This window comes from Streptomyces celluloflavus, from assembly GCA_000720995.1.
GTDB lineage: Bacteria > Actinomycetota > Actinomycetes > Streptomycetales > Streptomycetaceae > Streptomyces > Streptomyces celluloflavus.
Genome location: JOEL01000036.1, coordinates 52,079 through 75,343, shown reverse-complemented (window position 1 = coordinate 75,343; position 23,265 = coordinate 52,079). Strand labels below are relative to the sequence as shown.

Here is a 23,265-nt window from a genome sequence, read left to right as displayed (position 1 = left end):
CCGTGCGAGCTTTCCCGAACCACTGCGTGCCTACCAGGGCATCAGCCGCCCGGCGTACTCCTGCCATGGGCGGGGGAGTCCCTTGGGCCCCCCGCAGCAGCGCTTCCGCTGGACACGCGCCGTCGTCGAGGGCGAGGGCTGCCCTGCCCCGGAAACGAGCCGACGGGACGTGCGGCGCGGGGTCAAGTCGGGCCGTGGCCGCCACGCCGCCCGGAAAGTGAGTTACCCGCTGAGGGGCTGATTGCTGTCCTCCGGCCTGGGTCAGGATCATCATGCTCAGCGGCACGATCATGCCGCCGGCGATGCCCTGGACGGCGCGGAAGGCGATCAGGCTGCCCACCGACCAGGCGGCGCCGCACAGTGCGGAGCCGATGAGGAAGGCCGAGAGCGCGAACATCCACAGGGCGCGGGCGCCGAAGCGTTCCACGAGGCGGCCGGTTGTCGGGATGACCATCGCGATGGTCAGCAGATAGGCGGTGCTGACCCACTGGACCGTGGTCACGGGCGCGCCGAACGCGCGGGTCAGGTCGGCCAGTGCGACCGTGACCATCGTCATGTCCAGCATGGCGGTGACGGACCCGACGATGACGGCCGCGAGTTTCAGCAGGCCGGGGTCGAGTCGGCCGACAGGGGGTGTGCCGGTCTCTGTGCGCTGCGCCATATCCTCCACACTACACTGTGCAGTGTGATGAGCTACACTATTCGGTGTAGCGAATATCGGAAGAAGTCGGAAGGATTCCGCTCGTGTCGAATACCCCGACCCTCCGTCAGGGGTCACCCGCCAAACGCGCCGCGATCGTCCGGGCGGCGCTCGATATTTTCGTGCAGGACGGCTACGCGCGCGCAAGTGTCGACGCCATCGCCAAGGCGGCAGGGGTCTCCAAGCGCACGATCTACGACTACTACGGCGGCAAAGAGAGGCTCTTCCTCTCCGCCGTGGAGGACACTATGGCGGCACACACGGTGTCGTTCCAGGACCTGCTGGACCGGACCCTGAAGTCCTCCGTCGCGGACGAAACAGAGCTGGAGGCCGCCCTGACCGCCTTCGGTCGCACCTTCGCGACGGAGGTCGCCAGCTCGGACGAGCGGGCCGCCGTCATGCGGCTGATGATCGCGGAAGCGCCCCACTTCCCGGCGCTGCTCCGGATGCCCCCCGAGGACCGCCCCGTCCAGCGTGCCCTGGCCGACCGGCTGGCCGAACTTGGCGCCCGGGGCCTCCTGGACGTCCCCGACCCGTCCGAAGCGGCCGAATTCCTCGGTGTCTTGGTCACCAGCCGCGTCAACCACCGCTCCTGGTACGGGTCCATACCGCTCGGCGAGCCGGAGATCGATGACCTCGTCGCCGGCGGTGTACGGGTCTTCCTGCGCGCCTACGGGCCGGGCGCCGCGCACTGAACGGAGGGCGGCGGCCAAGCGTACGGCGCAGCGGCCGGCCGGTCACCCATACGCGATCACGTCCACGGAACGCCGGAACCCAGCCGGAAGGCACCCCCGGGGCGGCGGCCGGGGCCGACCGCGGACACCCCCTACGCGTCCGGCCCGGTCCAGCGGACCGGAAGCTGCTGCGGTCCCCGGATGAGCATCCCGGTGCGCCAGGTCAGGGCGTCCGGATCGGTGTCCATGGCAAGGCCGGGACAGCGGTCCAACAGGGTGCGGATGGCGATCCGGGCCTCCAGGCGGGCCAGCGGGGCACCGAGGCAGAAGTGGATGCCGTGGCCGAACGCGACATGACCGCGGGTCTCGCGCGTGATGTCGAAGTCGTCGGCGGCGACGAAACGCTCGGGGTCACGGGAGGCGGAGGCGAGGGCGACCAGTACGGGTTCCCCGGCAGGGATGAGCGTGCCACCGATCTCGACCGGCTCCGCGACGAAGCGCCAGGTGGCCGTCTCCACGGGACCGTCGTAGCGCAGCATCTCCTCCACGGCGTTGTCGAGGAGGGTGTAGTCGGCACGGAGAGCGGCCAGTTGGTCCGGGTGCCGGAGCAGGGCGCGTACGCCGTTGGACAGCAGGTTGACGGTCGTCTCGTGGCCGGCGACCAGCAACAGGAAGGCCATGCCTATCAGTTCACCGGGGGACAGCTGGTCGCCGTCCTCGTCGCTGGTGCGGATCAAGGCGCTGAGCAGGTCGTCGTCGGCGGCGGCGGCGCGCTTGCCGTCGATGAGACCGTCGAGATACTTGGCCATCGCTTCGGCCGCGGCCTGCGCCGCCTCCGGGGTCGTCGGCGCGACGATCTCGTTGGACCAGGAGCGGAACTCCTCCCGGTCCATGGAGGGGACACCCAGCAGTTCGCAGATGACGGTGATGGGCAATGGGAAGGCGAGCGCATCCACGAGGTCGGCACGGCCGTCGGGTGCGCCGAGCATCGCGTCGAGCAGCTCGTCGGTGATCTGCTGCACGCGTGGACGGAGCGCCTCGACACGCCGGGAGGTGAACTCCTTGGCCACCAGCTTCCGCAGCCGGGTGTGCTGCGGCGGGTCGGTATCCAGCATGTTCGTGAACAGCGGTGATGCGTCGACGCTCTCGTCCCCCAGCCCGGCGGCGCGCCAGTCCTTGTTGATCCGGGCGTCCGTCAGCGCGGCCCGGACGGCTTCGTGGCCGACGACCAGCCAGGCCATCGTGCCGTCGGGGAGGCGCACACGGTGCACCGGCCCCCGGGCGCGCAGTTCGGCGTAGTAGGGATAGGGGTCTGAGATGAAGTCCGTACCGTAGGCGCCCAGATCGACAATCTCCGGCATGCGCTGCCCCTTTCGATGATGTACGTAACCCGGCCAGCAGTCACTGTCACCGTATGCGCGGGCCCCGGCGCCGACATCGGCCCAGCGGAGGAACCGGTTCGCCTCCTGTCCTCCGAACGCAGTGCTTCCTCCATCGTCCGGAAGGCGGGTGTGTCCACCTGGGACGGGAGGGGCTATGGGGCGGCTTGGGAGGGCGCGGCCGCGAACTGCTGCTGTGGGGCGAGGCGGGACGGCCGGGCTGCGGGTTCTGGACGACCCGGCGGTGTCCCGGCCGGGCTGCGGGCCCTGGCGAATCCGGCGATGTCCCGGCGGGGTCCATGAGCCGTCTCTCACCCTTCTGCTTGCTGCCTTCCGCCCGTTGCCAAGGTGAGGGGACGGCCGTACGAAGGGGGTGTGGCCGCGCCCCCGGGCCGAGCGGTCCGGCGTCGATGACGTAGCGGATGACCCGGCAGGTGACGTAGCGCCGATGATCTCGGACGATGATCCGGGCGAGCGATCGGGCACTGAGGCGGTGGTTGTGCCGAGCGGTCTACGATCGCTACCACCTGGGGTTTGGTCTCCGGGTTCGGTCTGGGGAGGTGGCTGAAGTGGCCGGAGTGGTGCTGGTTCACGGGTTGTATCACCGGCCAGAGCATTTCGCCCGGGTGGCCGCGGACTTGCGGACATCGGGCGCCGAGGTCGTCGTCCCCGAGCTGCACCGGGGTTCACTGGCGGCGGATACGGCGGTGGTTCAGGCTGCGGTCGACGGGCTGGGAGAGCCGCCCGTGGTGCTGGGGCACTCCTACGGTGGGTCGGTGATCACCGGTCTGCGCGGCGTCGCGCATCTGGTGTACCTGGCCGCCTTCGTGCCGGATGCGGCCCAGAGCGCGTCGGGCCTGGGCGGGACATCCCCCGAACTACAGGCGGCCATCGTGCCGGAGGCGGACGGCTCCACACGCCTCGACCCGGACCGAGCCGGTGATGTCCTCTATGCCGACTGTCCCGCGCACCTCGCCGCTGATGCGGTGCGGCTGCTGCGTGCCCAGGCACCCGGCTGCGGGCGGGGAGTCCCGGAGCGGCAGAGCTGGAAGCGGGCCCCCGCCACGTACATCGTCTGTTCTCAGGACCGGGCGATCGACCCCCGCCTCCAACGAAGAATGGCCGTACGCTGCGGCTTCGTCCGTGAGTGGCGGACCGGCCACTCCCCGTTCGTCGGACGGCCCGAGCTGATCAGCGGCCTCGTGCGCGAACTCCTTGACGACGCCGGATCCCCGCACCGCGCCGGTGCGGGGGCGACCACCACACGTTGACAGCATGGCCACCCTGTCCCCGAGGCACACAGCCGAAGGTCCGTCCGGTGTGCGGCCACCCTGCGTAATGGCTTGCAGTGAATTACCGCGTTTTACTCTTCGCGAGGCGACCAACCGAATTATCGCGTCTTACGCTTCGTGAGACGGCCGTCCACCCCATCACAGACGTGTTGTCGGCTTCCCGGGCCACAAGCCTGAACAGCCGACCCGACCCGACCGAGCGGCTGCCGACCGGCAGACCGCGGCACGACGAACCCTTGCCACCACAGCGCCGAACAGATGAAGTCGGAGAACCATGACCAGGTCCCACTCATGAACCTCCGCGCACGGCTGCGCCGTACCCCACCCACGCCTTGCCCCTCTTGCGGCAGCACCGACCTGCTGTGGGAGGACGAGGGCGTCTACGGAGGCGGCGAACTGCTGTGGTGGTGCGCCGACTGCCTGCATCAATGGCACGCCGGTGACCACGCCCCACCGGCACCGCCCGAGCAGCCGTCACTCCCGTCGCAATCCCCGACGCCGACCCGTACATCCATTCCTGCACCGACCCCGGTGCCGGACGCCACGGTGGCGCCTCCGGTTGGGCCGGACCCACGGCTGCCGGCTCTGCCGATGCCTGATATTCCGCGTCCCGATCCCTCGGGCTCCGACTTCTCGGGTTCCGACTCCTCGGGTTCCGATTCCGCGAGCTTTGACCATCCGGTCTCTCCGGTCGCCCCGCACGCTGCTTCCTGGGAGCCCGAATTCCCGGTGCGCGCGGAGCAGCCGCCCGCGGGAGACGTGGCGTACCCCCCTCAGCTGACCCATCCGGCGCAGCCGATGCAGCCTCCGGCCGGCGTCGGTACGGACATCAGCAGCGGTACCGGTACGGGCACGGGCATGGGCACTGGTGTCGGCACCGTAGCCGAGCGCCTCATGCATGCCGCCGGCCTGATCCCGCTCGTGCCCTGCCCCGGCGCCTACGAGCCGTGGCCCTGCCGCTGCGCCCACTGCGGCCGGGACGTCGCTCCCACCTATCGCCAGATCCGCGAGGGCGCCCCCGGCTGCGTGTGCCGCCCACGACGACGCCGTAAGGCCCGGGATCGGTGAGCTACGGTGGGCAGGTGGGGATGCGCCAACTGCTCATTGGGGCTTGACCCGCGTGCCACGTCCGGGCAGAGACAGGCCGTGACGTGGCACGGCGCGATGCCGAGAGCGGCCGGTCCCCGACCTCAGCGCACTGGCTGGGCCAGGGCGGACCACGGTGTGGGTGGCGCCGCGGCGAAGAAGCGCAAGATGCTGAGGAGCCGGCTCGCGGGTGGCGCGGTCCAGTGGCGTTCACCGGGCCTGGGGACGGGATCCATCAGGCGGCCGAGGGCCCAGTGGAGGTGGTGCCACAGCACCCGTGCCTCCCAGGCGTGGGTCCTCGCCGGTGGTTCTTCAGCGGTCTCCATTCGATACCCCGGATCACCCGGATCACCCGGATCTCCCTGTTGTCCCCGATATCCGTCGAGCATGGCGGGAACGGCGCTCAGCGGAAACTTGGCGAATTCGGTCGCGGGGTCGGCCCACTGGGCGTCGCCCCAGTCCACGATGCCGGTGAGGTCCGTCGTCCCGGGGGAGACGAGGAGATTCTGCGGGGCGATGTCACCGTGCACCAGGGTCTGCTGTGGTTCGGCGGGAAGATGTTCCGACAGCCGGTCGAACCATTCGGTGAGCCAGCGAGCGGCGGATGCGTCCAGGTGTCCATAGGCCAGCAGACGGGCCACCAGCGACCGGGGATCCCCGGCCGCACGGTCCATGGGAACGCCGGGAAGCTCCATCGCTGTGGCTGTGGCCGCTGGGGCGGCAGGAGAGAGCCGGTGGAGCTTGGCCAACTCCCGTCCCACCTGGTGAAGGACCTTCTGCGTCGCCGTCTCGGACAGTTCGAGTTGTGCGAGATCGACCCCTGGTGCCCGGCCGAGCACCATATAGGGCACGTTCATCTCGGAGCGGGTGTCATCGAAGGTGATGACTTCGGGGGTGAGTACCCCGGCGCGCCGCGCGGCGGGGATGACCGCCGCCTCCTTGACGAGGTCGGCGACGAAAGCCTCCGTCCGAGGGATTCGCAGCACCATGTGGTCCCCGAGGAGGTAAACGTGGTTGGCCACTCCCGAAGGGATGGGCCGTACCTCCTCGGCGGGGATCCGATGCCGAGCGGCAATTGCCGCCAGTGCCTCCTGGCCGTTCTCGTCGTCTTCCATGAACCGGCATGCTGGCACGGGTCGCTTTCCGTGGTCTCCCGTATTTCGACCACCTCGGAGACCATTCCGTTGGCGGCCCCAGGGCAGGTGTCTCCCTGGCGAACGAATTGGACAGCATGAGCCAGGTGAAAGGCGCGGGCCGCCGCATTCGCCGCGTATGCCGCTGCCCGCCACACCGGTCAGGACGCGGTTCGCGCCGCCGCGACCACCCACGTCGCGAGGCACGCTCCGTACGTGGCCACGTACGCGCTCACTGCCGCCAGGCGCACTGCAGCCTCCGCCGACACCGCCGATGCCACTGTCCAGGAACGTGATCGGGAATACCGGAACTCGCCGGAACACCTACGGGCAGTGGTGTTCCCCGATCGCGGCGCGAGTTGAGACGGTGCGGGCAATTCCTGCCTCCGGGCGGTCCGTGCCGGCGGCCCGCGCTACGGCCCTCTTCGGCGGGAGATTAGCGCCGCGTTCGTCGTCGGCCATCACCGCGAGGGTAGGGCGGCGGTGACCGACGGCGATGACGCCGCCGCAGGGAGAAGCGCGGCGAAGGGGATGAGAAGCGCGGGACAAAAGGAGGCGGGTGGAGAGCCGGGGCGCCCGGCCGGACTAGGAGGCTCCTGAAGCCCCTAGGGACGAGGCCCGATGGCTTCCGTGCCGTCGTGGATGGTGATGGCCATCGCCGGGCAGACATCGGCGGCGTCCAGGGCGCGTTCGTCGGGCGCGATATCGGTGTTCACCGGCCGGGCGTGGGTGCCGTCGAGGGCGAACAGGTCAGGTGCTGTGCCGGCGCAGACTCCGGAGGCCATGCAGTGGTGCGAGTCGATCGCGACCTGCCACGTCATAGGTGCTCACCACCCCACCGGCATGACCCGCGGCCCGCGCACCAGCATCTCGGTCTTCCATTCCACATCGCCGGCCAGATGCAGCTTCGGGAACCGGTTGATGAGGGCGCTCAGTGCTTCCTGGAGTTCCAGCCGGGCCAGCGGTGCGCCCAGGCAGTGGTGAACGCCGTGGCCGAATCCCAGATGCTGATTGCCGGTCCGGGTGATGTCCAGCGTGCCCGGCGAGTCGAAGCGCAGCGCATCGCGGTTGGCGGCGCCCACGGCGACCAGAACGGGTGATCCGGCGCGTATCAGTGTGCCGCCGACCTCGATGTCTTCCATTGCGTACCGGGCCTGGCCCGCGCCGCTGCCCAACGGGACGAACCGCAGCAACTCCTCCACGGCGGTGCCGATGAGTTCCGGCTTGGCGCGCAGCGCGGCGAGTTGGCCCGGATTGTCCATGAGCGCGAGAACGAAATTGGGGATCTGGGTGGCGGTGGTCTCATGCCCGGCGACGAGTACGGCGATGCACAGGTCGATGAGTTCGAGTTCCGAGAGCCGGTCGTCGACGTCCCGGGCATCGATGAGGCCCGTCATCAGATCGTCCTGCGGGGCCCTTCGGTGTTCCTCGACCAACTGTCCCATATAGGCGCGGAGTTCTTCGCGGTTGGCCTCGAATTCCTCGGCCGTCAGGGAACTCGTCGACAGCGCGGCGTCGCTCCACACCCGGAATCGCGGACGGTCCTCGGCCGGTACGCCGAGCAATTGGCAGATGACGGCGACCGGGATGGGTAGGGCGTAGCGGTCCACCAGGTCGGCGGGCGGTCCCGCGGCTTCCAATTCGTCGAGGAGTTCGTGGGTCAGCTCTTTGACCCGCGGCCTGAGGTTCTCCACCTGACGGACGGTGAATGCCTTCGCGACGAGTGAGCGCAGCCGGGTGTGATCGGGCGGATCCATGCTCAGGATGCCACCGTCGCGACTCCCTTCGGACTGCCGGGGCTCGTCGCGCCGAGCGCTCTCGGCCCGGCTGAACCGCTGGTCGCCGAGGACGAAGCGGGCCTCGGTGTAACGGGTGACGAGCCAGGCCGGTTCGCCATAGGTCATACGTACCTTCAGCAGGCCGGGCCGGTTGCGGGCCTGGTCATACTCTTCGGAGAGCGCAAGGCTCTCGGGCATGTTGAAGGGGTAGGAGACGGGTGCTGTGTCAGCCGTGGTCAATGTGACCTCCCTTGTGTAAGCACCTGCTTACGCAAGATAGGCCGCGCTCTTGGGGCGGTCAACGATGCATTGTGGCCGTCGTCCGACAGGCCGCCGGAGAGGAGTGTGGTGATGGGGGAGTCCTCGTACGACAGCGAGGCGGGTGAGCGCCGCCGGGACGCGCAAGGCACCCGGCTGCTGCTGCTCAAGGCGGCGTCGGATCTGTTCGCGGAACGCGGTTACGAGCGCGCGACCGTACGCGACATCGCCGCGCGGGCCGGGGTCAACCAGGCCCTGCTGTTCCGGTACTTCGGTTCGAAGAAAGCGCTGCTCGGGGAGGTGATGGCGCGTGGCGGCCAGGAGCAGCTGCAGGCCACCTCCGCGGACAAGCTGTTCGAGGTCGCGCTGCGCGGCATGTTGGTCAGCGGCGGGCCCTCCACCGACCGCTCGTTGGAGGTGTGCCTGCGGTCCATCGGCGGCAGCGACGAGATCGCGGAAGCGTTCCGTGGGCTGGGGAAGGAGTACGCAGAGGTCCTGGCGACGCTCTCGCAGGCCGAAAATGGTGGATTGCGCGCCGATTTGGCGCTCTCCTGGCTGCTGGGAATTGGCTTGATGCGAGTGGTCGTCGCCAAGGAGCCGCTCGCGAGCGCCGACCCCGACGCGGTGTGCGAATTGGTGCTCGGCGTTCTCGGTAGCCTGCTGGAGGACTTGCCGGGCGGCCAGGGTGAGGGATCCGGTGAGGGATACGGCGAGGGCGCGCGTACCGGACAGGCATAGGCGGCCGAACGGTGCCGCGCTCCGTGGGGCGCTATGGACGCGCTCGCCACCACGCCCATAGCCTGAGCGGGTCCAGGCGTCGTCAGCATCCACTGCCATACGGCTCGGTCCGCTCACTCACCCCCATTCCGCCCCTTTGGTTCACATACTTCATAAGCCCCGGGTGCTTCATATGTTCTGTGTGTTCCGTTTCTGTTTCCTGGGATGGAATGTGTGCGGCGTGCGGTGAAGTGACGGACGCGGCTGGGTCGTTGGGCGCGGCGCCGCGGTCGGCTTGCGGATCGTGCGGTCTGCTCTGCCGGTTTCCGTGCCTGGAACCGCACCTGCAATTGTTCGCACGCCCGCCAATCCCGTACCCATGCCCACACCAACGCCAGCGGAAATTCCCACACCATTGCCAACCGGTTCGGTTGGGGTCAAGGAGTCACCGTAGTGAAGTCTCGTATCGCGGCGCTGCTGAGCGCCGTCTTCCTGGCCATAGGCGTAGCCCTCTTCATACCGACCGCGGCGGCGACGGCGTCCGTCTCCGGAGCCCGCGCACCATTCGCCGGGTTCGTCGTCAGCGAAGCGCAGTTCACGCAGATGTTCCCGCAGCGGAATTCCTTCTACACCTACAGTGGCCTGACGGCGGCCCTCAGCGCCTATCCGGAGTTCGCGAACACCGGAAGCGACACCGTCAAACGCCAGGAAGCCGCGGCTTTCCTCGCGAACGTCAGCCATGAAACCGGTGGCCTCGTCTATGTGGTGGAGCAGAACACCGGCAACTATCCGCATTACTGCGACGCCACCCAGCCGTACGGCTGCCCGGCCGGTCAGGCCGCGTACTACGGGCGGGGCCCGATCCAGCTGAGCTGGAACTTCAATTACAAGGCAGCGGGCGACGCGCTCGGCATCGACCTGCTCAACAACCCCTATCTGGTGGAGCGGGACGCCGCGGTGGCCTGGAAGACCGCCCTCTGGTACTGGAACACCCAGAAGGGTCCGGGGACGATGACCGCGCACGACGCCATGGTCAACGGAGCCGGTTTCGGCGAGACGATCCGCAGTATCAACGGTGCGATCGAGTGCAATGGCGGTAACCCGGGACAGGTGCAGAGCCGGATCAACAGTTACGTGAGTTTCGTACAGATCCTGGGTACCGAGCCCGGCGGCAATCTGAGCTGCTGACACCGGCCGGCGAGGCCGCTGACGCGGTGGCCGGCACGGGGCGGTGAGTGGTCGATTCGGCGGCTGCTCACCGCTTCGGACGGTCCGGCGGTCACCTCTCCGTCGGCGGTCGGCGCAGTACGTAGCGGCCGACGCACGCGGCGAGGACGATGACGCAGCCGGCGAATGTCAGGCCCGCACCGCGCAGGCCCAGCCACAGGGTCAGCGCGCCGACTCCGACGACCGGCAGCGAGATGCCCAGATAGGCGATGACGAAGAACGCCGAGATGGTGCCGCCCCGGTGCTCGGGCGGTGCCGCGGCGCTCACAGCGGTCAGGGCGGCCCGGAAGGCCAGGCCCTGGCCGGTGCCGCCGAGCACCGCCCCGATGACGAGCAGCGGCAGCGATTCCACCACCAGGGATGCGCCGACCAGGAGCAGGCCCGCCACCAGCACCAGGCAGCCGCCCGGCAGGGCCCTGGTGATGCCCAGCCGTCCCGTCAAGGACTGCCCGGCGGTTGAGCCCAGGAACACGGTGAAGACGACCGCGCCCGAGACGGCCAGATTGCGCACGCCCAGGGTCTGGCCCACGAAGCTCGGCGCCACCGCGGTGAAGAGCCCCAGCAGCGCGAAACCGGCGAACGCGGCGATCGCCGAGGGCGCGAAGACCCCACGGACCTCGGGCGGCACCCGGAGCGCCGCCGGACGCCGTCGTGCGGATCGCAGGGGCCGCTGCCCCCGGCCCGTGGTCCCGTCGGTCCGAGTGGTCCGGGCGGTCCGAACGGTCTCCGGTACGAGCCAGGTCAGGACGCCCGCGACGGCCAGCAGTGCCAGGTGTACGACGAAGGGCAGGCTCAGCGGCCACGGCGTGTACTGGGCGAGCAGCCCGGCCAGCAGCGGACCGCAGCCCAGGCCGCCCATGTTCGCCGCCGTCGCCGCGAACCCCGCGCGCGCCTCCTGGCCGGGCTTCGCCAGCTCCAGCACGGTGGCCGTCGCGGTGCCGCTGAACAGCCCGGCGGCAAACCCGGACAACACCCGCCCCACCAGCAGCATCGGCACCCCGCCCTCGAAGAGGAAGCAGAGCGCGCTGGCCGCCGACAGCCCCAGCGCGCACAGCAGCACCGGACGCCGGCCCACCACGTCGGAGAGGTTGCCCGCGAGGAGGAGAACGGTGATCACACCGACGGCGTACGCGGCGAAGACCACGGTCACCATCAGTTCGGAGAACCCGAGCTGCTCGCGGTAGAGCCCGTACAACGGCGTGGGCAGCGTCGTGCCGGCCATCCCGATGGCGAACACGACCGCCGCCACCGGATATCCGAAGCGCTGATTTCCGCCATGGCGAAGGGGCATGGTCGCCACAGTACGATCCCGCGCCCCACCGGCCCCGTGATCACCGGCAGGTACGTGCCGTGCCGTTCCACGGGCTCCGGCGGACGGGCCGTGAGAGGTCAACCCGGCAGCGGGCACGCCGTCGCCCGTGCCGGGGTCCCAGGCTTGTCGGGCCGGTACGCGCACGGGGGCGCGCCGTTGAAGAGCGGCCTGTACAAGCGGGGAACGAGCCCCGCTGTGTGCGATCTGTCGGTGGCGTGAGCGGTGGAGCGTTGTCGAAGGGTGGGGCGGTGTGCGATGGCGGTGCGGTGCGCGAGGGCGATGCAGTGCAGGACGGTGCGGTCGTGGCGGAAGTAGCGGCCGGTGGTGGAGATCGGTGCGGGCGGCGGGCGGCTTCCCGCCCGAGTGCTGTCCAGGAGAGCTCGGTGAAAGCATGCACTGTCTCAACAGGCTTACGTGGAGGCGTTGTTGTGACCGTGGAGTCTGTACCCCGGCCGGCGGTGAGGGCACGGTCAGGGGGAGATGGGGTGATCCGGATCGCGTGAACCGGGTGCGCCGTGCCGTCGCCGCCACAGGGCAGGCGGCAGGGGAGAAGCGGACGGGGAGGGGGAGGAGTGGGCTGGGGCACCTCAAGTTCCCGTATGTGAAAGCTGGTTGGGGGCGCGTCCTCGATGCCGGACGCGGCCGACCCGAGCAGCCCCGGAACCCGCCTCCCTCTGCCAGGCGCCCGCTCCCCCTATCTGCGGCGGCACCGGACCCCGGTACTCCGAGTCGCCCGGCCCCCCGCCGTCGCAGGGGCGAGCCCGTCCAGCGCCACCGTCGCCGCCACCGTGCCAAGGCAAGCGGTCTCCGTGCCGGGGCGATCGGCCCTTGTGCCCAGGTGACCGGCCCTTGTCGCGGTTGCGCGGCTGGTTCCGCTCAACCCGGCGGCCGGGGCTCGTACCGGGCCGCTCGGCTGTCCGCAGCGGCCGCGGCGACCCACCGGAATCCGTCGCGGGAGCGGCCGCTACCCCAACGTGATGACGCCGCTGAGGCGCCGCGCGCCGCCCAATGGGTGAATTGCGGGCCCCGGGCAACCCGAAGGGCCCAGGGAGTAACTCGACTGCGGCGTTCTCCGGTGGTGCCGAGTCGCGATCCGACTGACGGTGATCACGTCGCTACTGCGATGCCATGAGCCGATGACGTGTCGGCCCTCGCAGACGCGGCGAAAGGAAAAATTCCCCATGCGCACTGCCCGCACCTTGTTCGCCTCGGCCGCCATCACGGCGGTCCTCGCGATCACCTCTCCCGCGGCGAATGCCATCACACTGACCGAGAGCCTGGGCACGGACGGCGGTCCGGGCCACAGCCGGGACCACGACCGCGACCGTGACCGTGACCGGGGTCGTGACCACGACCGGGGTCGGGACCACGACCGCGGGCGTGACCGTGACCGGGGCCGTGACCACGACCGTGGCCGGGACCACGACCGGGGCCGTGACCGTGACCGCGGTCGGGACCACGACCGTGGCCGTGGCCGTGACCACGACCGGGGTCGGGACCACGACCGCGGGCGTGGCTGGGACCGCGGCTGGGACCACGACCACGGCCGTCGGGGTGGCCGGCCGCACGGCGGCGTCCACACCGGTGGCGGTGCCCTGTCCATGATCGTGACCGGGGACTGGGACCGTGACCGTGACCACGACCGTGACCGTGACCGCGGTCGGGACCACGGCTGGGACCGCGGCCGGGACCACGACCGCGGCTGGGACCGCGGCTGGGACCGTGGCGGGCGTCCGCACGGTGGTATGCACACCGGTGGCGGTGCCCTCGCCAAGGTTGTGACCGGGGACTGGGACCGTGACCGTGACCGCGGTCGGGACCGTGACCGGGACCGTGACCGTGACCGGGGTCGTGACCACGACCGTGGCCGGGACCACGACCGGGGCCGTGACCACGACCGCGGGCGCACGGCTGGGACCGCGGCCGGGACCACGACCGCGGCTGGGACCGCGGCTGGGACCGTGGCGGGCGTCCGCACGGTGGTATGCACACCGGTGGCGGTGCCATGGCGATGACCGGTGGCGGCATGGCGGCCGGCGGTGTGCTGCTGCTCGGTGGCCTCGGCGCCGGGGCGTACGTCCTGCGTCGTCGCAACAACTCCGGCACCACGGCGGCCTGATCCGGCCGCAGGCTGTTTGCCTGTCGCGGCCACCGTCCCTCGCGGACGGTGGCCGCGGCGATTGCATGTGTGCTCCCCCTCCCGCCCCGCCATCGTGTCCGCCACCCGAAAGGCACCGCCCCATGGCCACCCAGCCGCCACCCCAACCGGACCCCTCCGCCCCCGCCCCCCGTTCCCTCGGCCGTGCCCTGCTGTGGCCCATCGCCGCGGTGGGGCTGGGCGTTTTCCTCCTCTACAACTCCATGGGCACCTCCGCACAGACCCAGCCACTGCCCCGCCCCCGGGCCGCCGTCCCCGCCCCCGCCGCCCCTGACGCCCCCGAGGCTCCCGACGCCCCCAGGCCGGCCACCTCGGTGGCCCAGGCGCTGCCTCCCGCCACCCCGAAGCGGCTCACGATCCCGTCGATCGCCGTCGACGCGCCCTTCACCGCGCTGACCCTCGACGCGAAGGGACAGCTCAACGCACCGGCCGCGGACAACAGCAATCTCGTCGGCTGGTACCAGGGCGGAGCCACACCCGGTGAGTCCGGCACGTCGATCGTCGCGGGCCATGTCGACACCAAGACCGGCCCGGCCGTGTTCCTCCAGCTCAGCACGCTCAAGGCCGGGAACACGGTCTCCGTCACCCGTGACGACGGCACCGTCGCCACGTTCAAGGTCGACACCGTGGAGACGTTCAGCAAGGCGGAGTTCCCCGACGAGCGGGTCTACGGCGAGGCGGCCACCCCGCAGCTGCGCCTGATCACCTGCGGCGGCGCCTACAACAAGACGGCCAAGGACTACACCGACAACGTGGTGGTGTTCGCCCACCTCACCTCGTCCAAACGTGCCTGAACCGCGGCCCCCGAGCGGCCGGCGATGCCCCGGGCCGTACGTGACGGACGGCGAACCCCGTACCGCGCGTACCGCCCGGGGCGCACCGGCATGCCGGAACGGACCACGGCCGCCCTGACGGACACCCGGTCGCCCGGAGCGGCGGCCCTGCCGTCCGTGGTCGCCGGGTCGCCGGGTTGCCCCGTGCCCCCGTACGCCGGAGGGCGTGTCGCGCGGCGCCTAGACTGGGCGTTCCGGGGACACGGGTGACGCCCCAGGGGGATGGAGAGCGGCAGTGGTGATGGGCAGCAAGGGTGGCATGGTGGATCCGCCGGCCGAGGTGCTGGCCGAAGCGGCCGCGATGTTCGGACTGCTGGCCTCGCCGCCGCGGCTGCACATCGTCTGGGCGCTGGCGCAGGGCGAGAGCGATGTGAGCGGGCTCGCGGAGCGGGTCGGCGGCGCGCTGCCCGCGGTGAGCCAGCATCTGACGAAGCTGAAGCTGGCCGGACTGGTGCGGTCGCGCCGGGAAGGCCGCCGGGTGGTGTACCTCGTCGACGACCCCGATGTGGTGGCCGTGGTCCGGCTGCTGGTCGTCCAGTTGGCCGACCGCGCCGGACACCCGGCCGCGGCACCCCTCCGTGACGTCGGTGCCTGAGACCACCGCGGTACCCGGAACCGGCCGCACCCCTTCCGGTATCCGGGACGTTCCGGCCGGCCATGCCCCGCCGGACGGCTCGGGCGGCGGCGAGCCGGCCGCGCTCACCACCCTTCAGCTGTTGCGGCTGCTGGGCAGCGGACCGCGCGGTCTGACGGAGGAACAGGCCGGGGACCTCCTGGTCCGGCACGGCGAGAACACGGTCCCCGCCTGGCGGCCGGTCTCCTGGCCGCGGCGCTTTCTGGGCAGTCTGCGCGATCCCTTCACCACGGTCCTGCTCTGTCTGGGCCTGGTCTCGGCGGCCGTCGCCTCCTGGGGGACGGCCTGCGTGATCATGGTGCTCGTCGTGGTCAGCTGCGTCCTGCGGTCCGGCGGCGAGCACCACGCCAGCCGGTCGATGGCCGCCCTGCGCGAACTGGTCGCCACCACGGCCTCCGTACAGCGGCGGGCGGACGACGCGGCGCCGCCGCAGACGCGGGAGATCCCCGTCGACCAGCTCGTGGTCGGCGATGTGGTCCGCCTGGGGCCCGGCGACCTGGTGCCGGCCGATCTGCGGCTGCTGCGCGCGAGCGGGCTGACCGTGCATCAGGCGGCCCTGACCGGCGAGTCCGCACCGGTGGCGAAGTACGCCGTCGACGCGCCGTCCGACGAGAGCGCGGGGCTGCCGGAGCCGCCGCACATGTGCTTCCAGGGCAGCAGCGTGGCCTCCGGGAGCGGGACGGCGCTGGTCGTCGCCACCGGCGCGGACACCCGGTTCGCCGCCTACCGCCCGCCCCGGCGGCGCGCGCAGAGCGCCTTCGACCGCTCGGTGCACGGCATCGCCTGGACGCTGATCCGCTTCATGCTGATCATGCCGCCGCTGGTGCTGATGGCGGACGGCGCGCTGCGCGGCCGCGGACTGGAGACCCTGCCGTTCGCGGTCGCCGTCGCGGTCGGCCTCACCCCGGAGATGCTGCCGGTCATCGTGACCGCCGCGCTGGCCCGGGGGGCCTCCGCCCTCGCACGTACCAGCGGCGTGATCGTCAAGCGGCTGCCCGCACTGCACGACCTCGGCGCGATCGATGTGCTGTGCCTGGACAAGACGGGCACGCTCACCCAGGACCGCCCGGTGGTGGAACGGGCCGTGGACGCGCGCGGCCGCCCCGACCCGGACGTTCTGGGCTGGGCGGCCGTCAACAGCTTCTGGACCCTCGAACTCGCCGAACTGCCCGTCCCGGACAGCCTCGACGAAGCGGTGCTGGAGGCGGCCGGGGAACTCGCCGCGGACCCGCTGGAGTACGACGGGATCGCGGCGCTGCCGTTCGATCCGGTCCGCCGGCTCGCCACGGCCGTGGTCCGCCGCCCCGGGCAACACGGTACGCACACCCTCGTCGTCAAGGGCGCGGTGGAGGACGTCCTGGACCGGTGCGCGTCGTTCCGCGCCGACGGCGCGGAACCGGAACTGGACACGGCCACCCGCGAGCACCTGCTCGCCCTGGCCGACCGGGGCGCGGCGAGCGGTCTGCGCCTGCTGGCAGTCGCGGTCGCCGAACGCCCCGCCCGCTCCGGCGCGTACACCGCCGCGGACCTGCGCGGGCTGACCTTCCTCGGGCTCATCGAACTGCGTGACGCGCTCGCGCCCTCCGCCGCCGCCGCACTGGAGGTCCTCGCGCGGCGCGGTGTGGAGGTGAAGGTCCTGACCGGCGATCACCCGGGCACCGCGGCCAGGGCCTGCCACGACCTCGGCCTGGACCCCGGCGAGGTGCTCACCGCCGACCGGCTCGGCGCGCTCAGCGGAGAGGCGCTGGCCGCGGCCGTCGGCCGGGCCACGGCCGTGGCGCGCTGCACGGCGCAGGACAAGGCCCGCATCGTCACCGCGCTGCGCGAGAGCGGGCGCAGCACCGGCTTTCTCGGCGACGGCGTCAACGACCTGCCCGCGCTGCAAGCCGCCGACGTGAGCATCTGTCCGCGCGGCGGGGTGGATGTGGCGCGGGAGGGCGCCGATGTGGTGCTCGCCGAGAAGGACCTCACCGCCATCGACGGCGCGATCACCGCCGGGCGCGGCAGCAGCGCCAACATCGCGGCCTACTTGCGCATCACGCTCTCCTCCAACCTCGGCAACGTCATCGCGATGCTCGCCGCCGGGCTGCTGCTGCCGTTCCTGCCGATGCTCCCGGCGCAGGTCCTGGTGCAGAACCTCTGCTTCGATGCCGCCCAGCTCGCCTTCGCCTTCGACCGGCCGGGTCCCGCCGCGATGCGCCGGCCGACCGTCCTGCGCCCGCGTGCGTTCCTCCGCTTCATCACCGCGTTCGGCGTGCTCAACGCCACCGCCGACATGGCCACGTTCGCGGTCCTCGCCTTCGCCGTCCACACGACGGCGGGCTCCGGTGACCCGCAGATATTCCACGCCGGCTGGTTCACCGAGAATTTGCTCACCCAGGCGATGGTGATGCTGCTGCTGCGCGCCGGCCGCCGGGCCGCCGAAGGGCGCGCGCCCGGCCCGGTCCAGCTCGCCGTCGTCGCCCTCGCGGCCGTGGGGGTGCTGCTGCCGCTCTCCCCGCTGGGGCCGCTGCTGGGCATGTACGCCCCGCCGCCGCTGTACTACCTGCTGCTCGCGGTGGTCCTCGCGCTGTACGGGGTCGCGCTCGCGGCCGCCAGCGCGCGCTATCTCCGCCGGTCGCAGGGGTCCTGAGCCGACGGGGCCCGGGGAGCGGTCCTGCCGCCGCCCCGGGCCCCGGGCACCCGGCCGGCGGCACGGCCCCGCGGGGCGCGCACCACCGGCCGGATGTCACTCACCAGTCGTCGCCGCCACCGAAGCCGCCGTCTCCGCCGCCCAGGTCCCCGCCGCCGAAGCCGCCCGAGAAGTCGGCGGCGTTGAAGTCGGCGCCGGAGACGTCGCCGCCCTGCGCACCGAGGTCGGGGGAGGGGGAGTCGGCGAAGGCGGACGGGGCGCTGATGAGGGAGCCGAGCATGGTGCCCGCGACGAGCCCGGTGAGCATGCCGCCACCGAAGTAGCCGCCCGCCCACGGCGAGTAGGCCGGTCCGGCGTTCCAGTACGGCTGGGGACCGTTGTCGGTCTGCACCGTGCGGGACATCGGCTCGTGGCCGTCGGCCAGCCGCGCCGCGTCGGCCGCGCACGCGGGCACGGCACGCGCCGCCCCGCCGGGCGGGGCCCACTGCACATCGACGGTCGACGGCCCGTGCCGCGGGTCGAAGAAGCACGGGACGCGGCGTTCGGGCAGCGGCTTGCCGCCGCGCCGCGCGGCGAGCGTGGCCAGCGCGAACCGGCCGTCCTCCAGCACCTCCGTCACCGCCCGGACGTCCTCGGGCCTGCGCGCCGCCGCCATCTTGGTCTTGGCGGACTCGTACGCGTCCAGGGCACCGGAGTAGTCCCGCCGCATGGCGTCGTCGGCGCCGGGCTCGGAGGGGCTGAAGTCGAGGTGTTCCAGCGCCTCGCCGAAGGCGGTGATGTCCTCGTCCACCACGACCCGCAGGGCGTCCAGTTCGGCGCGCTCGCGCTCCTCCCGCTTCTTCTTCGCGCGCCGGAACAGGGCGTACGCGCCCACGCCGCCGGCCACGACCACTGCGCCGCCGATCAGCAGCCCGGTGCCGGAGCCGCCACCCGAGCCGCCGCTCCAGGAGTCGGGCGCGTGCCCCTTGGCCTGTGCGGCCGCCTGCTCGGCGAAGTCCGTCACGACGCCCTTGGCGTCACCGGGGTGGGAGTGCTTCACGGCGCTCTTGAGGTTGGTCACCGCATTGCGGGACATCGCCCGCGGGTCGGCCCCCGCGTTGAACCCGGTGGCGCCGAGGTGGACGGCGTAGACACCGGTGACACCGACCTTGGTGCGCAGGTCCTGGAGCAGCGTCTGCGGCGGGAACTCGGCGGTGGCGGGCAGCACGGCGACGAAGACCGGCCGGTCCGCGTCGCGGATCTTCTTGGCGAGGGCCTCGGCGTCCGCCTCCGGCAGCTGTGCCCGGACGCGGGGATCGACGTACACCGGGCTCTTCTTGAGGGCATCGGCCACAGCGTCGAGGCCGCCCGCCGCGTGCGCCGGACGCGGTATGAAGGCCGCCGCCGCGGCCAGCGCGAGCACGGCGAGGATGAGACCGGACAGAAGCCTGGGCAACGTCCGGCGGATGGCAGACATGGTGCTGTTCTCCTCAATTGAGGTCGGGACAAGGGGGGGTGAACTACGTCTAACCGTACGAGAGATCGGAGCAGGGGTTGTCGTCGGCGGAGCGGGCCTTGTCGGCCACGTCCGAGGGCACCTCGGCGGGGACGGAGGAGGACGCGGAGGCGGAGGCGGAGCCCGCGGGCTGGTCCGCGTACGACTGGCCGACCGTGACGCTGATCCCGGCGGCGGCGGACTGGTGCAGCTGCGCGCCGGGGAAGAGGCGGGCGACGGTCTTTGCCCGGTCCTGCGCGCCCGGTCCGTAGGTGATCTCTGTGGTGGCGTGGTGCTGGTCGGGGGCGGTGTCGGTGATGGTGACGGTGAAGCCCGCGGACTTCAGTTCACCGGCCGCGCGGGCGCCCAGCCCCTTGACGACGGTGCCGTTGTAGACGCTGACGCTTATGCCCGCACCGGAGACCGGGCCGTCGGGCGTCGCGGACGCCGCGCCGCCCTCGGGCTTGCCGCTGGCGTCCTTGCCGTCGACGGTGCGGTCCGCCCGCAACGCCGCCCACAGCTCGTCCGCCTGGGGGTGCACGATCGCCACCCGCGCGCCCTGATAGCGCCAGGGCATGGTGACGAACTTGGTGTTGTGCAGGTCGATGTCCTTCATCGACATCGCGAAGGAGAGCAGCTTGTTCGCCGAGCCCAGCCCCGGGTCGACGGTCAGCGACTCGGTGGCGGCGTTCGCCAGCGGCAGCAGGGTGGAGGGGCTGAACCCCTGCGACTTGACCTTCTTGACCAGGCTGGAGAGGAAGGCTTGCTGACGCTTGATCCGGCCGATGTCGGAGCCGTCGCCGATGCCGTGCCGCACCCGTACGTAGTCCAGCGCCTGCTGGCCCGCGACCGTCTGCGGCCCCTTGGCGAAGATGATCTTCCCCTGCCGGCCCAGATTGGGGTTGAGCTCGCCCTCGTAGACGTTCTTGGGCAGGCACACGGGTACGCCGCCGATCGCGGCCGTGATCTTCGAGAAGCCCGCGAAGTCGACGACCACGGTGTGGTCGACGCGCAGACCGGTCAGCTTCTCCACGGTGTTCTGCGCGCAGGCGGGATTGCCCTTGGCGGTCTCGCCCACGGTGAACGCGACGTTGAACATGACATTGGTCCGCGGCTTGGTCCAGCCGCCGTCGGGAAGCTTGCAGGACGGGATGTCCACGAGCGTGTCGCGCGGGAACGACACCGCGACCGCATGCTTGTTGTCGCCGTAGACATGCAGCAGGAACGCGGTGTCCGAACGCCCCACATCGCCTTCCCCGCCACCCAGTTTGCTGTTGTCGCCGGACCGTGAGTCCGAGCCGATGACCAGCACATTGCTGCCACCCGCACCCTCCCCGGGCCGGTCCTGACTCACCCCGTCCGCGCCGAACGTGGTGATGTTCCCGTTGAGCCGGAGGTAGAACCAGCCGGCTCCGGCGGTGAGGAGCAGGAGAATCGAGAGCGTTATCGTCGCGGCTATCCGCACCCGGCTGCGCTTCCGCCGCCTCGGGGCGGGGGCGTCCCCGCTACGGCGTTCGCCTCGTGCCTTGTGGCTGCCTGTCACGTGTGAACACCCATCCGTGCGGTCCGTGCAAGGGAAAGACGGTTCACCCCCCGCCCAGGGTTATACAGTTGCGCAATGTAGCAAGTTAAACCGTGGACGCGGCCCCATGGGCCCGTCGCTTTGACGAGAGAGGGTGTGCGGCGATGCTGCGCAACGGGCTGGAGCCCTGGCATCTGCTGATCGTGGTGCTGGTGGTGATCTTGGTTTTCGGTTCCAAGAAACTACCCGACACCGCACGCGCGTTGGGTAAATCGCTGCGGATCCTCAAGAGTGAGACCAAGGCGATGAAGGACGACGACGGCCCGGCGACCGCGACCTACTCGCCCGGCGCGGAAGGGCCGGGCGAGCCCCGGACGATCCACGCCGTGCCCGCCGACGGCACCGCACCGAACCCCCGTCCGGACTCCGGCCGCCCGGAGCCGGAGCGGGAGGCCAAGCCGGGTGCGCCCCGGGAGCCGGAGAGCCGGCCGGGCGCGCCCCGCTGACGTCCGTGTCGGTACGCCTCAGGGGCTGACCCCGTCGAACCCGTACCGCAGCGGTTCGCTCTTCACCTTCAGGTCGCGGCGGTAGATGTGCAGTGCGGCCACGTGGACCACCTCCTGCGGATCGCGGACCCCGTCCTGCGGATCCTCGATCGCGCACGGGCGGTTCACCTGGAGCACGCTGGGCCGGTCGGCCACCCGGACGCGCATTCCGTCCGCCGGTCCGCCGTCGAGGATGGCTGTTTCCCACCTTGGTGCGCCGTTGTTAACCATGACCAATACTTTAGGGATTGCGCAATCTGGGAACCATCATGAGGTACCCCGCGTTGGTACCGAATGACGACCGGGCGGCGCTGCCGCGCGGTCACCCCCACCGTACGCAAGAGGAGCAGCAACACCCATGGGCGTCAGCCTCACCAAGGGCCAGAACGTCGTCCTCCACCAGGACGGCACCCCGCTCGCGGATGTCACCATCGGCCTGGGCTGGGACGCGCGGCCCACCGCGGGCGGAGACTTCGACCTGGACGCCTCGGCGATCGTCTGCGGCCCCGACCACAAAGTCATATCCGACGAACACTTCATTTTCTACAACAACCTCACCAGCCCCGACGGCGCGGTCCGCCACACCGGCGACAACCTCACCGGCGACGGTGACGGTGACGACGAACAACTCCTCGTCGACCTCGACCGCCTCGACGCCCCCGACGCCAAGGTCAGCCAGGTCGTCTTCACCGTCTCCATCCACGACGCCGAACGGCGCGACCACAGCTTCGGCCAGGTCGGCGACGCCTTCATCCGCGTCGTGGACAACCTCACCGGCCGCGAGATGTGCCGCTACGAACTCTCCCTGGACGCCGCCGGCGAGACCGCGATGGTCTTCGGCGCCCTCTACCGCCGCAACGGTGAGTGGAAGTTCCGTGCCATCGGCCAGGGCTACGCCTCCGGCCTGGCCGGGATCGCCACCGACTACGGGGTCAACGTCTGCTGACCCCGCCGCACCGCATCACTGATCGGCCTCGGCCCTCTCACCCATCGGGGGACACCCGTGCACCAGCTTGACCGTTTAAGGGCGGAGGACGCGCCGGAATTCGAGCGGATCCTCGACCGCGCCCTGAGCTCCCAGGAAATCAAGGACGCGGTACGCCGGACCGCCGGCGCCCTCAACGCCGAGCAACTGCGCACCCAGGCGCTCCGGGCGCGGGCCGACATCGCCGCCGCGGCGTCCGCAGAATACGGCAGCTACCTCCGGCTGCGCATCTCCGCGGACCGCTCCCGCCCGCCGCAGGCGGCCACCGGGACCACCTCGCGCACCGGGGGCGGACTGCTGCCGGCGCTGGCCGTGCTCGTACCGGGCCTGGCGATCGTCGCCGCGGCCGTCTTCCTGCTGTTCGGTTTCGGGCTGCGGGTGATCGGTGCGTATGTCCACCTCGCCGATGAACTGGTCTTCGCCGGGCTCACTTCCGCGGGCGTCGCCGTCGCGACGACGGCGCTCGCACTGCTGTGGCTGTTCGTCACGGCGGCGCGCAATCGCTCGGCGCCGGACGGCCGGACGGCGGGCGGCGGCGCGGCCGGTGGCGCGGACCGCGCACTGGCGCAGGCGCGCGAGGCATGGCAACTCGCGCTGCTGGAGCGCGGCATCATGCCGTTCCTGCGGGACCGGGCCGACGACGCGAGCACCGGCCGCACCGATGGCGCGGCAGGGCTCCCGGCCCCGCCCCGGGCGCCGGCCGACCCGGTGAACGCGACGAACGGCGGCAAGGCGGCGCCGCGCAAGGGCGGCCCCGGGTTCACCGCGCCCGACTTCGCGAGTCCGGACTTCGCCAGCCCGGATTTCGCGAGTCCGGACTTCAGCAGCCCGGACTTCGCGAGCCCCGACTTCAGCAGTCCGGATTTCGGCAGCCCCGACTTCACCGGACCGGATGCGCGGACGGGGAAGCGGGGGGAGTGACGGGC

Annotated in this window: 19 protein-coding genes and 1 pseudogene; 11 read left to right on the top strand and 9 right to left on the bottom strand. The window is 71.2% G+C overall.

Going from position 1 to position 23,265, the window contains the following annotated elements; translation table 11 throughout:
* Window positions 1–316 precede the first annotated feature (316 nt).
* Window positions 317–550: pseudogene (locus tag IH09_RS40215) on the bottom strand (MFS transporter); the annotation flags it as partial.
* Between the two features lie 194 nt (window positions 551–744).
* On the opposite strand from IH09_RS40215, the gene IH09_RS26500 reads away from it, so the two are divergent.
* Window positions 745–1,395, top strand: coding sequence for a TetR/AcrR family transcriptional regulator (locus tag IH09_RS26500; protein WP_318279553.1), 651 nt, complete (start codon window positions 745–747; stop codon window positions 1,393–1,395).
* Between the two features lie 131 nt (window positions 1,396–1,526).
* Here the strand turns inward: IH09_RS26500 and IH09_RS26495 are convergent, their stop codons facing one another.
* Window positions 1,527–2,735: a cytochrome P450 family protein gene (locus IH09_RS26495; RefSeq protein WP_052859996.1), complete on the bottom strand. Its 1,209-nt coding sequence runs from the start codon at window positions 2,733–2,735 to the stop codon at window positions 1,527–1,529.
* A 587-nt stretch (window positions 2,736–3,322) separates the two neighbouring features.
* Here IH09_RS26495 and IH09_RS26490 point away from each other — a divergent pair.
* Window positions 3,323–4,024, top strand: coding sequence for an alpha/beta fold hydrolase (locus IH09_RS26490; protein ID WP_052859995.1), 702 nt, complete (start codon window positions 3,323–3,325; stop codon window positions 4,022–4,024).
* 1,211 nt (window positions 4,025–5,235) lie between these two features.
* On the opposite strand, the gene IH09_RS26485 is transcribed toward IH09_RS26490, so the two are convergent.
* From IH09_RS26485 to IH09_RS26475, 3 genes are all read right to left on the bottom strand, one after another.
* On the bottom strand, window positions 5,236–6,246 hold the full coding sequence (locus tag IH09_RS26485) for a phosphotransferase family protein (RefSeq protein WP_110952598.1): 1,011 nt from the start codon (window positions 6,244–6,246) through the stop codon (window positions 5,236–5,238).
* A gap of 623 nt (window positions 6,247–6,869) precedes the next feature.
* Window positions 6,870–7,085: a ferredoxin gene (locus IH09_RS26480; RefSeq protein WP_052859993.1), complete on the bottom strand. Its 216-nt coding sequence runs from the start codon at window positions 7,083–7,085 to the stop codon at window positions 6,870–6,872.
* A gap of 6 nt (window positions 7,086–7,091) precedes the next feature.
* Window positions 7,092–8,282: a cytochrome P450 gene (locus IH09_RS26475; protein WP_052859992.1), complete on the bottom strand. Its 1,191-nt coding sequence runs from the start codon at window positions 8,280–8,282 to the stop codon at window positions 7,092–7,094.
* Between the two features lie 111 nt (window positions 8,283–8,393).
* On the opposite strand from IH09_RS26475, the gene IH09_RS26470 reads away from it, so the two are divergent.
* Complete coding sequence (locus IH09_RS26470; RefSeq protein WP_052859991.1) at window positions 8,394–9,038, top strand: TetR/AcrR family transcriptional regulator; 645 nt, start codon at window positions 8,394–8,396, stop codon at window positions 9,036–9,038.
* A gap of 432 nt (window positions 9,039–9,470) precedes the next feature.
* Entirely contained in the window at window positions 9,471–10,205 is a 735-nt protein-coding gene (locus tag IH09_RS26465; RefSeq protein WP_052859990.1) for a chitinase, read from the top strand.
* A gap of 91 nt (window positions 10,206–10,296) precedes the next feature.
* Here the strand turns inward: IH09_RS26465 and IH09_RS26460 are convergent, their stop codons facing one another.
* Window positions 10,297–11,535 carry an MFS transporter gene (locus IH09_RS26460; RefSeq protein ID WP_052860063.1) on the bottom strand — a complete coding sequence of 413 codons (1,239 nt, stop codon included), beginning with the start codon at window positions 11,533–11,535 and terminating at the stop codon, window positions 10,297–10,299.
* 2,005 nt (window positions 11,536–13,540) lie between these two features.
* On the opposite strand from IH09_RS26460, the gene IH09_RS40210 reads away from it, so the two are divergent.
* From IH09_RS40210 to mgtA, 4 genes are all read left to right on the top strand, one after another.
* Complete coding sequence (locus tag IH09_RS40210) at window positions 13,541–13,675, top strand: hypothetical protein (protein ID WP_275126125.1); 135 nt, start codon at window positions 13,541–13,543, stop codon at window positions 13,673–13,675.
* Between the two features lie 122 nt (window positions 13,676–13,797).
* A complete protein-coding gene (locus tag IH09_RS26450) occupies window positions 13,798–14,508 on the top strand; it encodes a class F sortase (protein ID WP_052859988.1) in 711 nt (236 codons plus the stop codon).
* A gap of 274 nt (window positions 14,509–14,782) precedes the next feature.
* Complete coding sequence (locus IH09_RS26445; protein ID WP_094793325.1) at window positions 14,783–15,142, top strand: ArsR/SmtB family transcription factor; 360 nt, start codon at window positions 14,783–14,785, stop codon at window positions 15,140–15,142.
* Window positions 15,126–17,813 (top strand): magnesium-translocating P-type ATPase, encoded by a 2,688-nt coding sequence (mgtA, locus tag IH09_RS26440; RefSeq protein WP_052859987.1) that lies wholly within the window; start codon window positions 15,126–15,128, stop codon window positions 17,811–17,813. Before IH09_RS26445 ends, mgtA begins: the two co-directional genes overlap by 17 nt.
* A 100-nt stretch (window positions 17,814–17,913) precedes the next feature.
* On the opposite strand, the gene IH09_RS26435 is transcribed toward mgtA, so the two are convergent.
* Together IH09_RS26435 and IH09_RS26430 are read right to left on the bottom strand one after the other, a co-directional pair.
* Window positions 17,914–19,269, bottom strand: a complete 1,356-nt coding sequence (locus IH09_RS26435; protein ID WP_052859986.1) for a hypothetical protein — start codon at window positions 19,267–19,269, stop codon at window positions 17,914–17,916.
* 49 nt (window positions 19,270–19,318) lie between these two features.
* Entirely contained in the window at window positions 19,319–20,830 is a 1,512-nt protein-coding gene (locus tag IH09_RS26430; RefSeq protein WP_342636958.1) for an LCP family protein, read from the bottom strand.
* A gap of 143 nt (window positions 20,831–20,973) precedes the next feature.
* Here IH09_RS26430 and tatA point away from each other — a divergent pair, with 143 nt between their 5' ends.
* Complete coding sequence (gene tatA / locus IH09_RS26425) at window positions 20,974–21,315, top strand: Sec-independent protein translocase subunit TatA (protein WP_052859985.1); 342 nt, start codon at window positions 20,974–20,976, stop codon at window positions 21,313–21,315.
* A gap of 18 nt (window positions 21,316–21,333) precedes the next feature.
* On the opposite strand, the gene IH09_RS26420 is transcribed toward tatA, so the two are convergent.
* Complete coding sequence (locus IH09_RS26420) at window positions 21,334–21,585, bottom strand: hypothetical protein (RefSeq protein WP_052860060.1); 252 nt, start codon at window positions 21,583–21,585, stop codon at window positions 21,334–21,336.
* 127 nt (window positions 21,586–21,712) lie between these two features.
* On the opposite strand from IH09_RS26420, the gene IH09_RS26415 reads away from it, so the two are divergent.
* Together IH09_RS26415 and IH09_RS26410 are read left to right on the top strand one after the other, a co-directional pair.
* Window positions 21,713–22,300 carry a TerD family protein gene (locus IH09_RS26415; protein ID WP_052859984.1) on the top strand — a complete coding sequence of 196 codons (588 nt, stop codon included), beginning with the start codon at window positions 21,713–21,715 and terminating at the stop codon, window positions 22,298–22,300.
* A 57-nt stretch (window positions 22,301–22,357) separates the two neighbouring features.
* A complete protein-coding gene (locus IH09_RS26410; protein WP_052859983.1) occupies window positions 22,358–23,260 on the top strand; it encodes a hypothetical protein in 903 nt (300 codons plus the stop codon).
* The last annotated feature ends 5 nt before the right edge of the window (window positions 23,261–23,265 follow it).

What these genes read in the sequence shown, in the direction of transcription:
- IH09_RS26495 (WP_052859996.1), bottom strand. Translation starts at nt 2,735, where the DNA reads ATGCCGGAGATTGTCGATCTGGGCGCCTACGGTACGGACTTCATCTCA.
- IH09_RS26485 (WP_110952598.1), bottom strand. Translation starts at nt 6,246, where the DNA reads ATGGAAGACGACGAGAACGGCCAGGAGGCACTGGCGGCAATTGCCGCT.
- IH09_RS26480 (WP_052859993.1), bottom strand. Translation starts at nt 7,085, where the DNA reads ATGACGTGGCAGGTCGCGATCGACTCGCACCACTGCATGGCCTCCGGA.
- IH09_RS26470 (WP_052859991.1), top strand. Translation starts at nt 8,394, where the DNA reads ATGGGGGAGTCCTCGTACGACAGCGAGGCGGGTGAGCGCCGCCGGGAC.
- IH09_RS26460 (WP_052860063.1), bottom strand. Translation starts at nt 11,535, where the DNA reads ATGCCCCTTCGCCATGGCGGAAATCAGCGCTTCGGATATCCGGTGGCG.
- IH09_RS40210 (WP_275126125.1), top strand. Translation starts at nt 13,541, where the DNA reads ATGCACACCGGTGGCGGTGCCATGGCGATGACCGGTGGCGGCATGGCG.
- IH09_RS26450 (WP_052859988.1), top strand. Translation starts at nt 13,798, where the DNA reads ATGGCCACCCAGCCGCCACCCCAACCGGACCCCTCCGCCCCCGCCCCC.
- IH09_RS26435 (WP_052859986.1), bottom strand. Translation starts at nt 19,269, where the DNA reads ATGTCTGCCATCCGCCGGACGTTGCCCAGGCTTCTGTCCGGTCTCATC.
- tatA (WP_052859985.1), top strand. Translation starts at nt 20,974, where the DNA reads ATGCTGCGCAACGGGCTGGAGCCCTGGCATCTGCTGATCGTGGTGCTG.
- IH09_RS26420 (WP_052860060.1), bottom strand. Translation starts at nt 21,585, where the DNA reads ATGGTTAACAACGGCGCACCAAGGTGGGAAACAGCCATCCTCGACGGC.
- IH09_RS26415 (WP_052859984.1), top strand. Translation starts at nt 21,713, where the DNA reads ATGGGCGTCAGCCTCACCAAGGGCCAGAACGTCGTCCTCCACCAGGAC.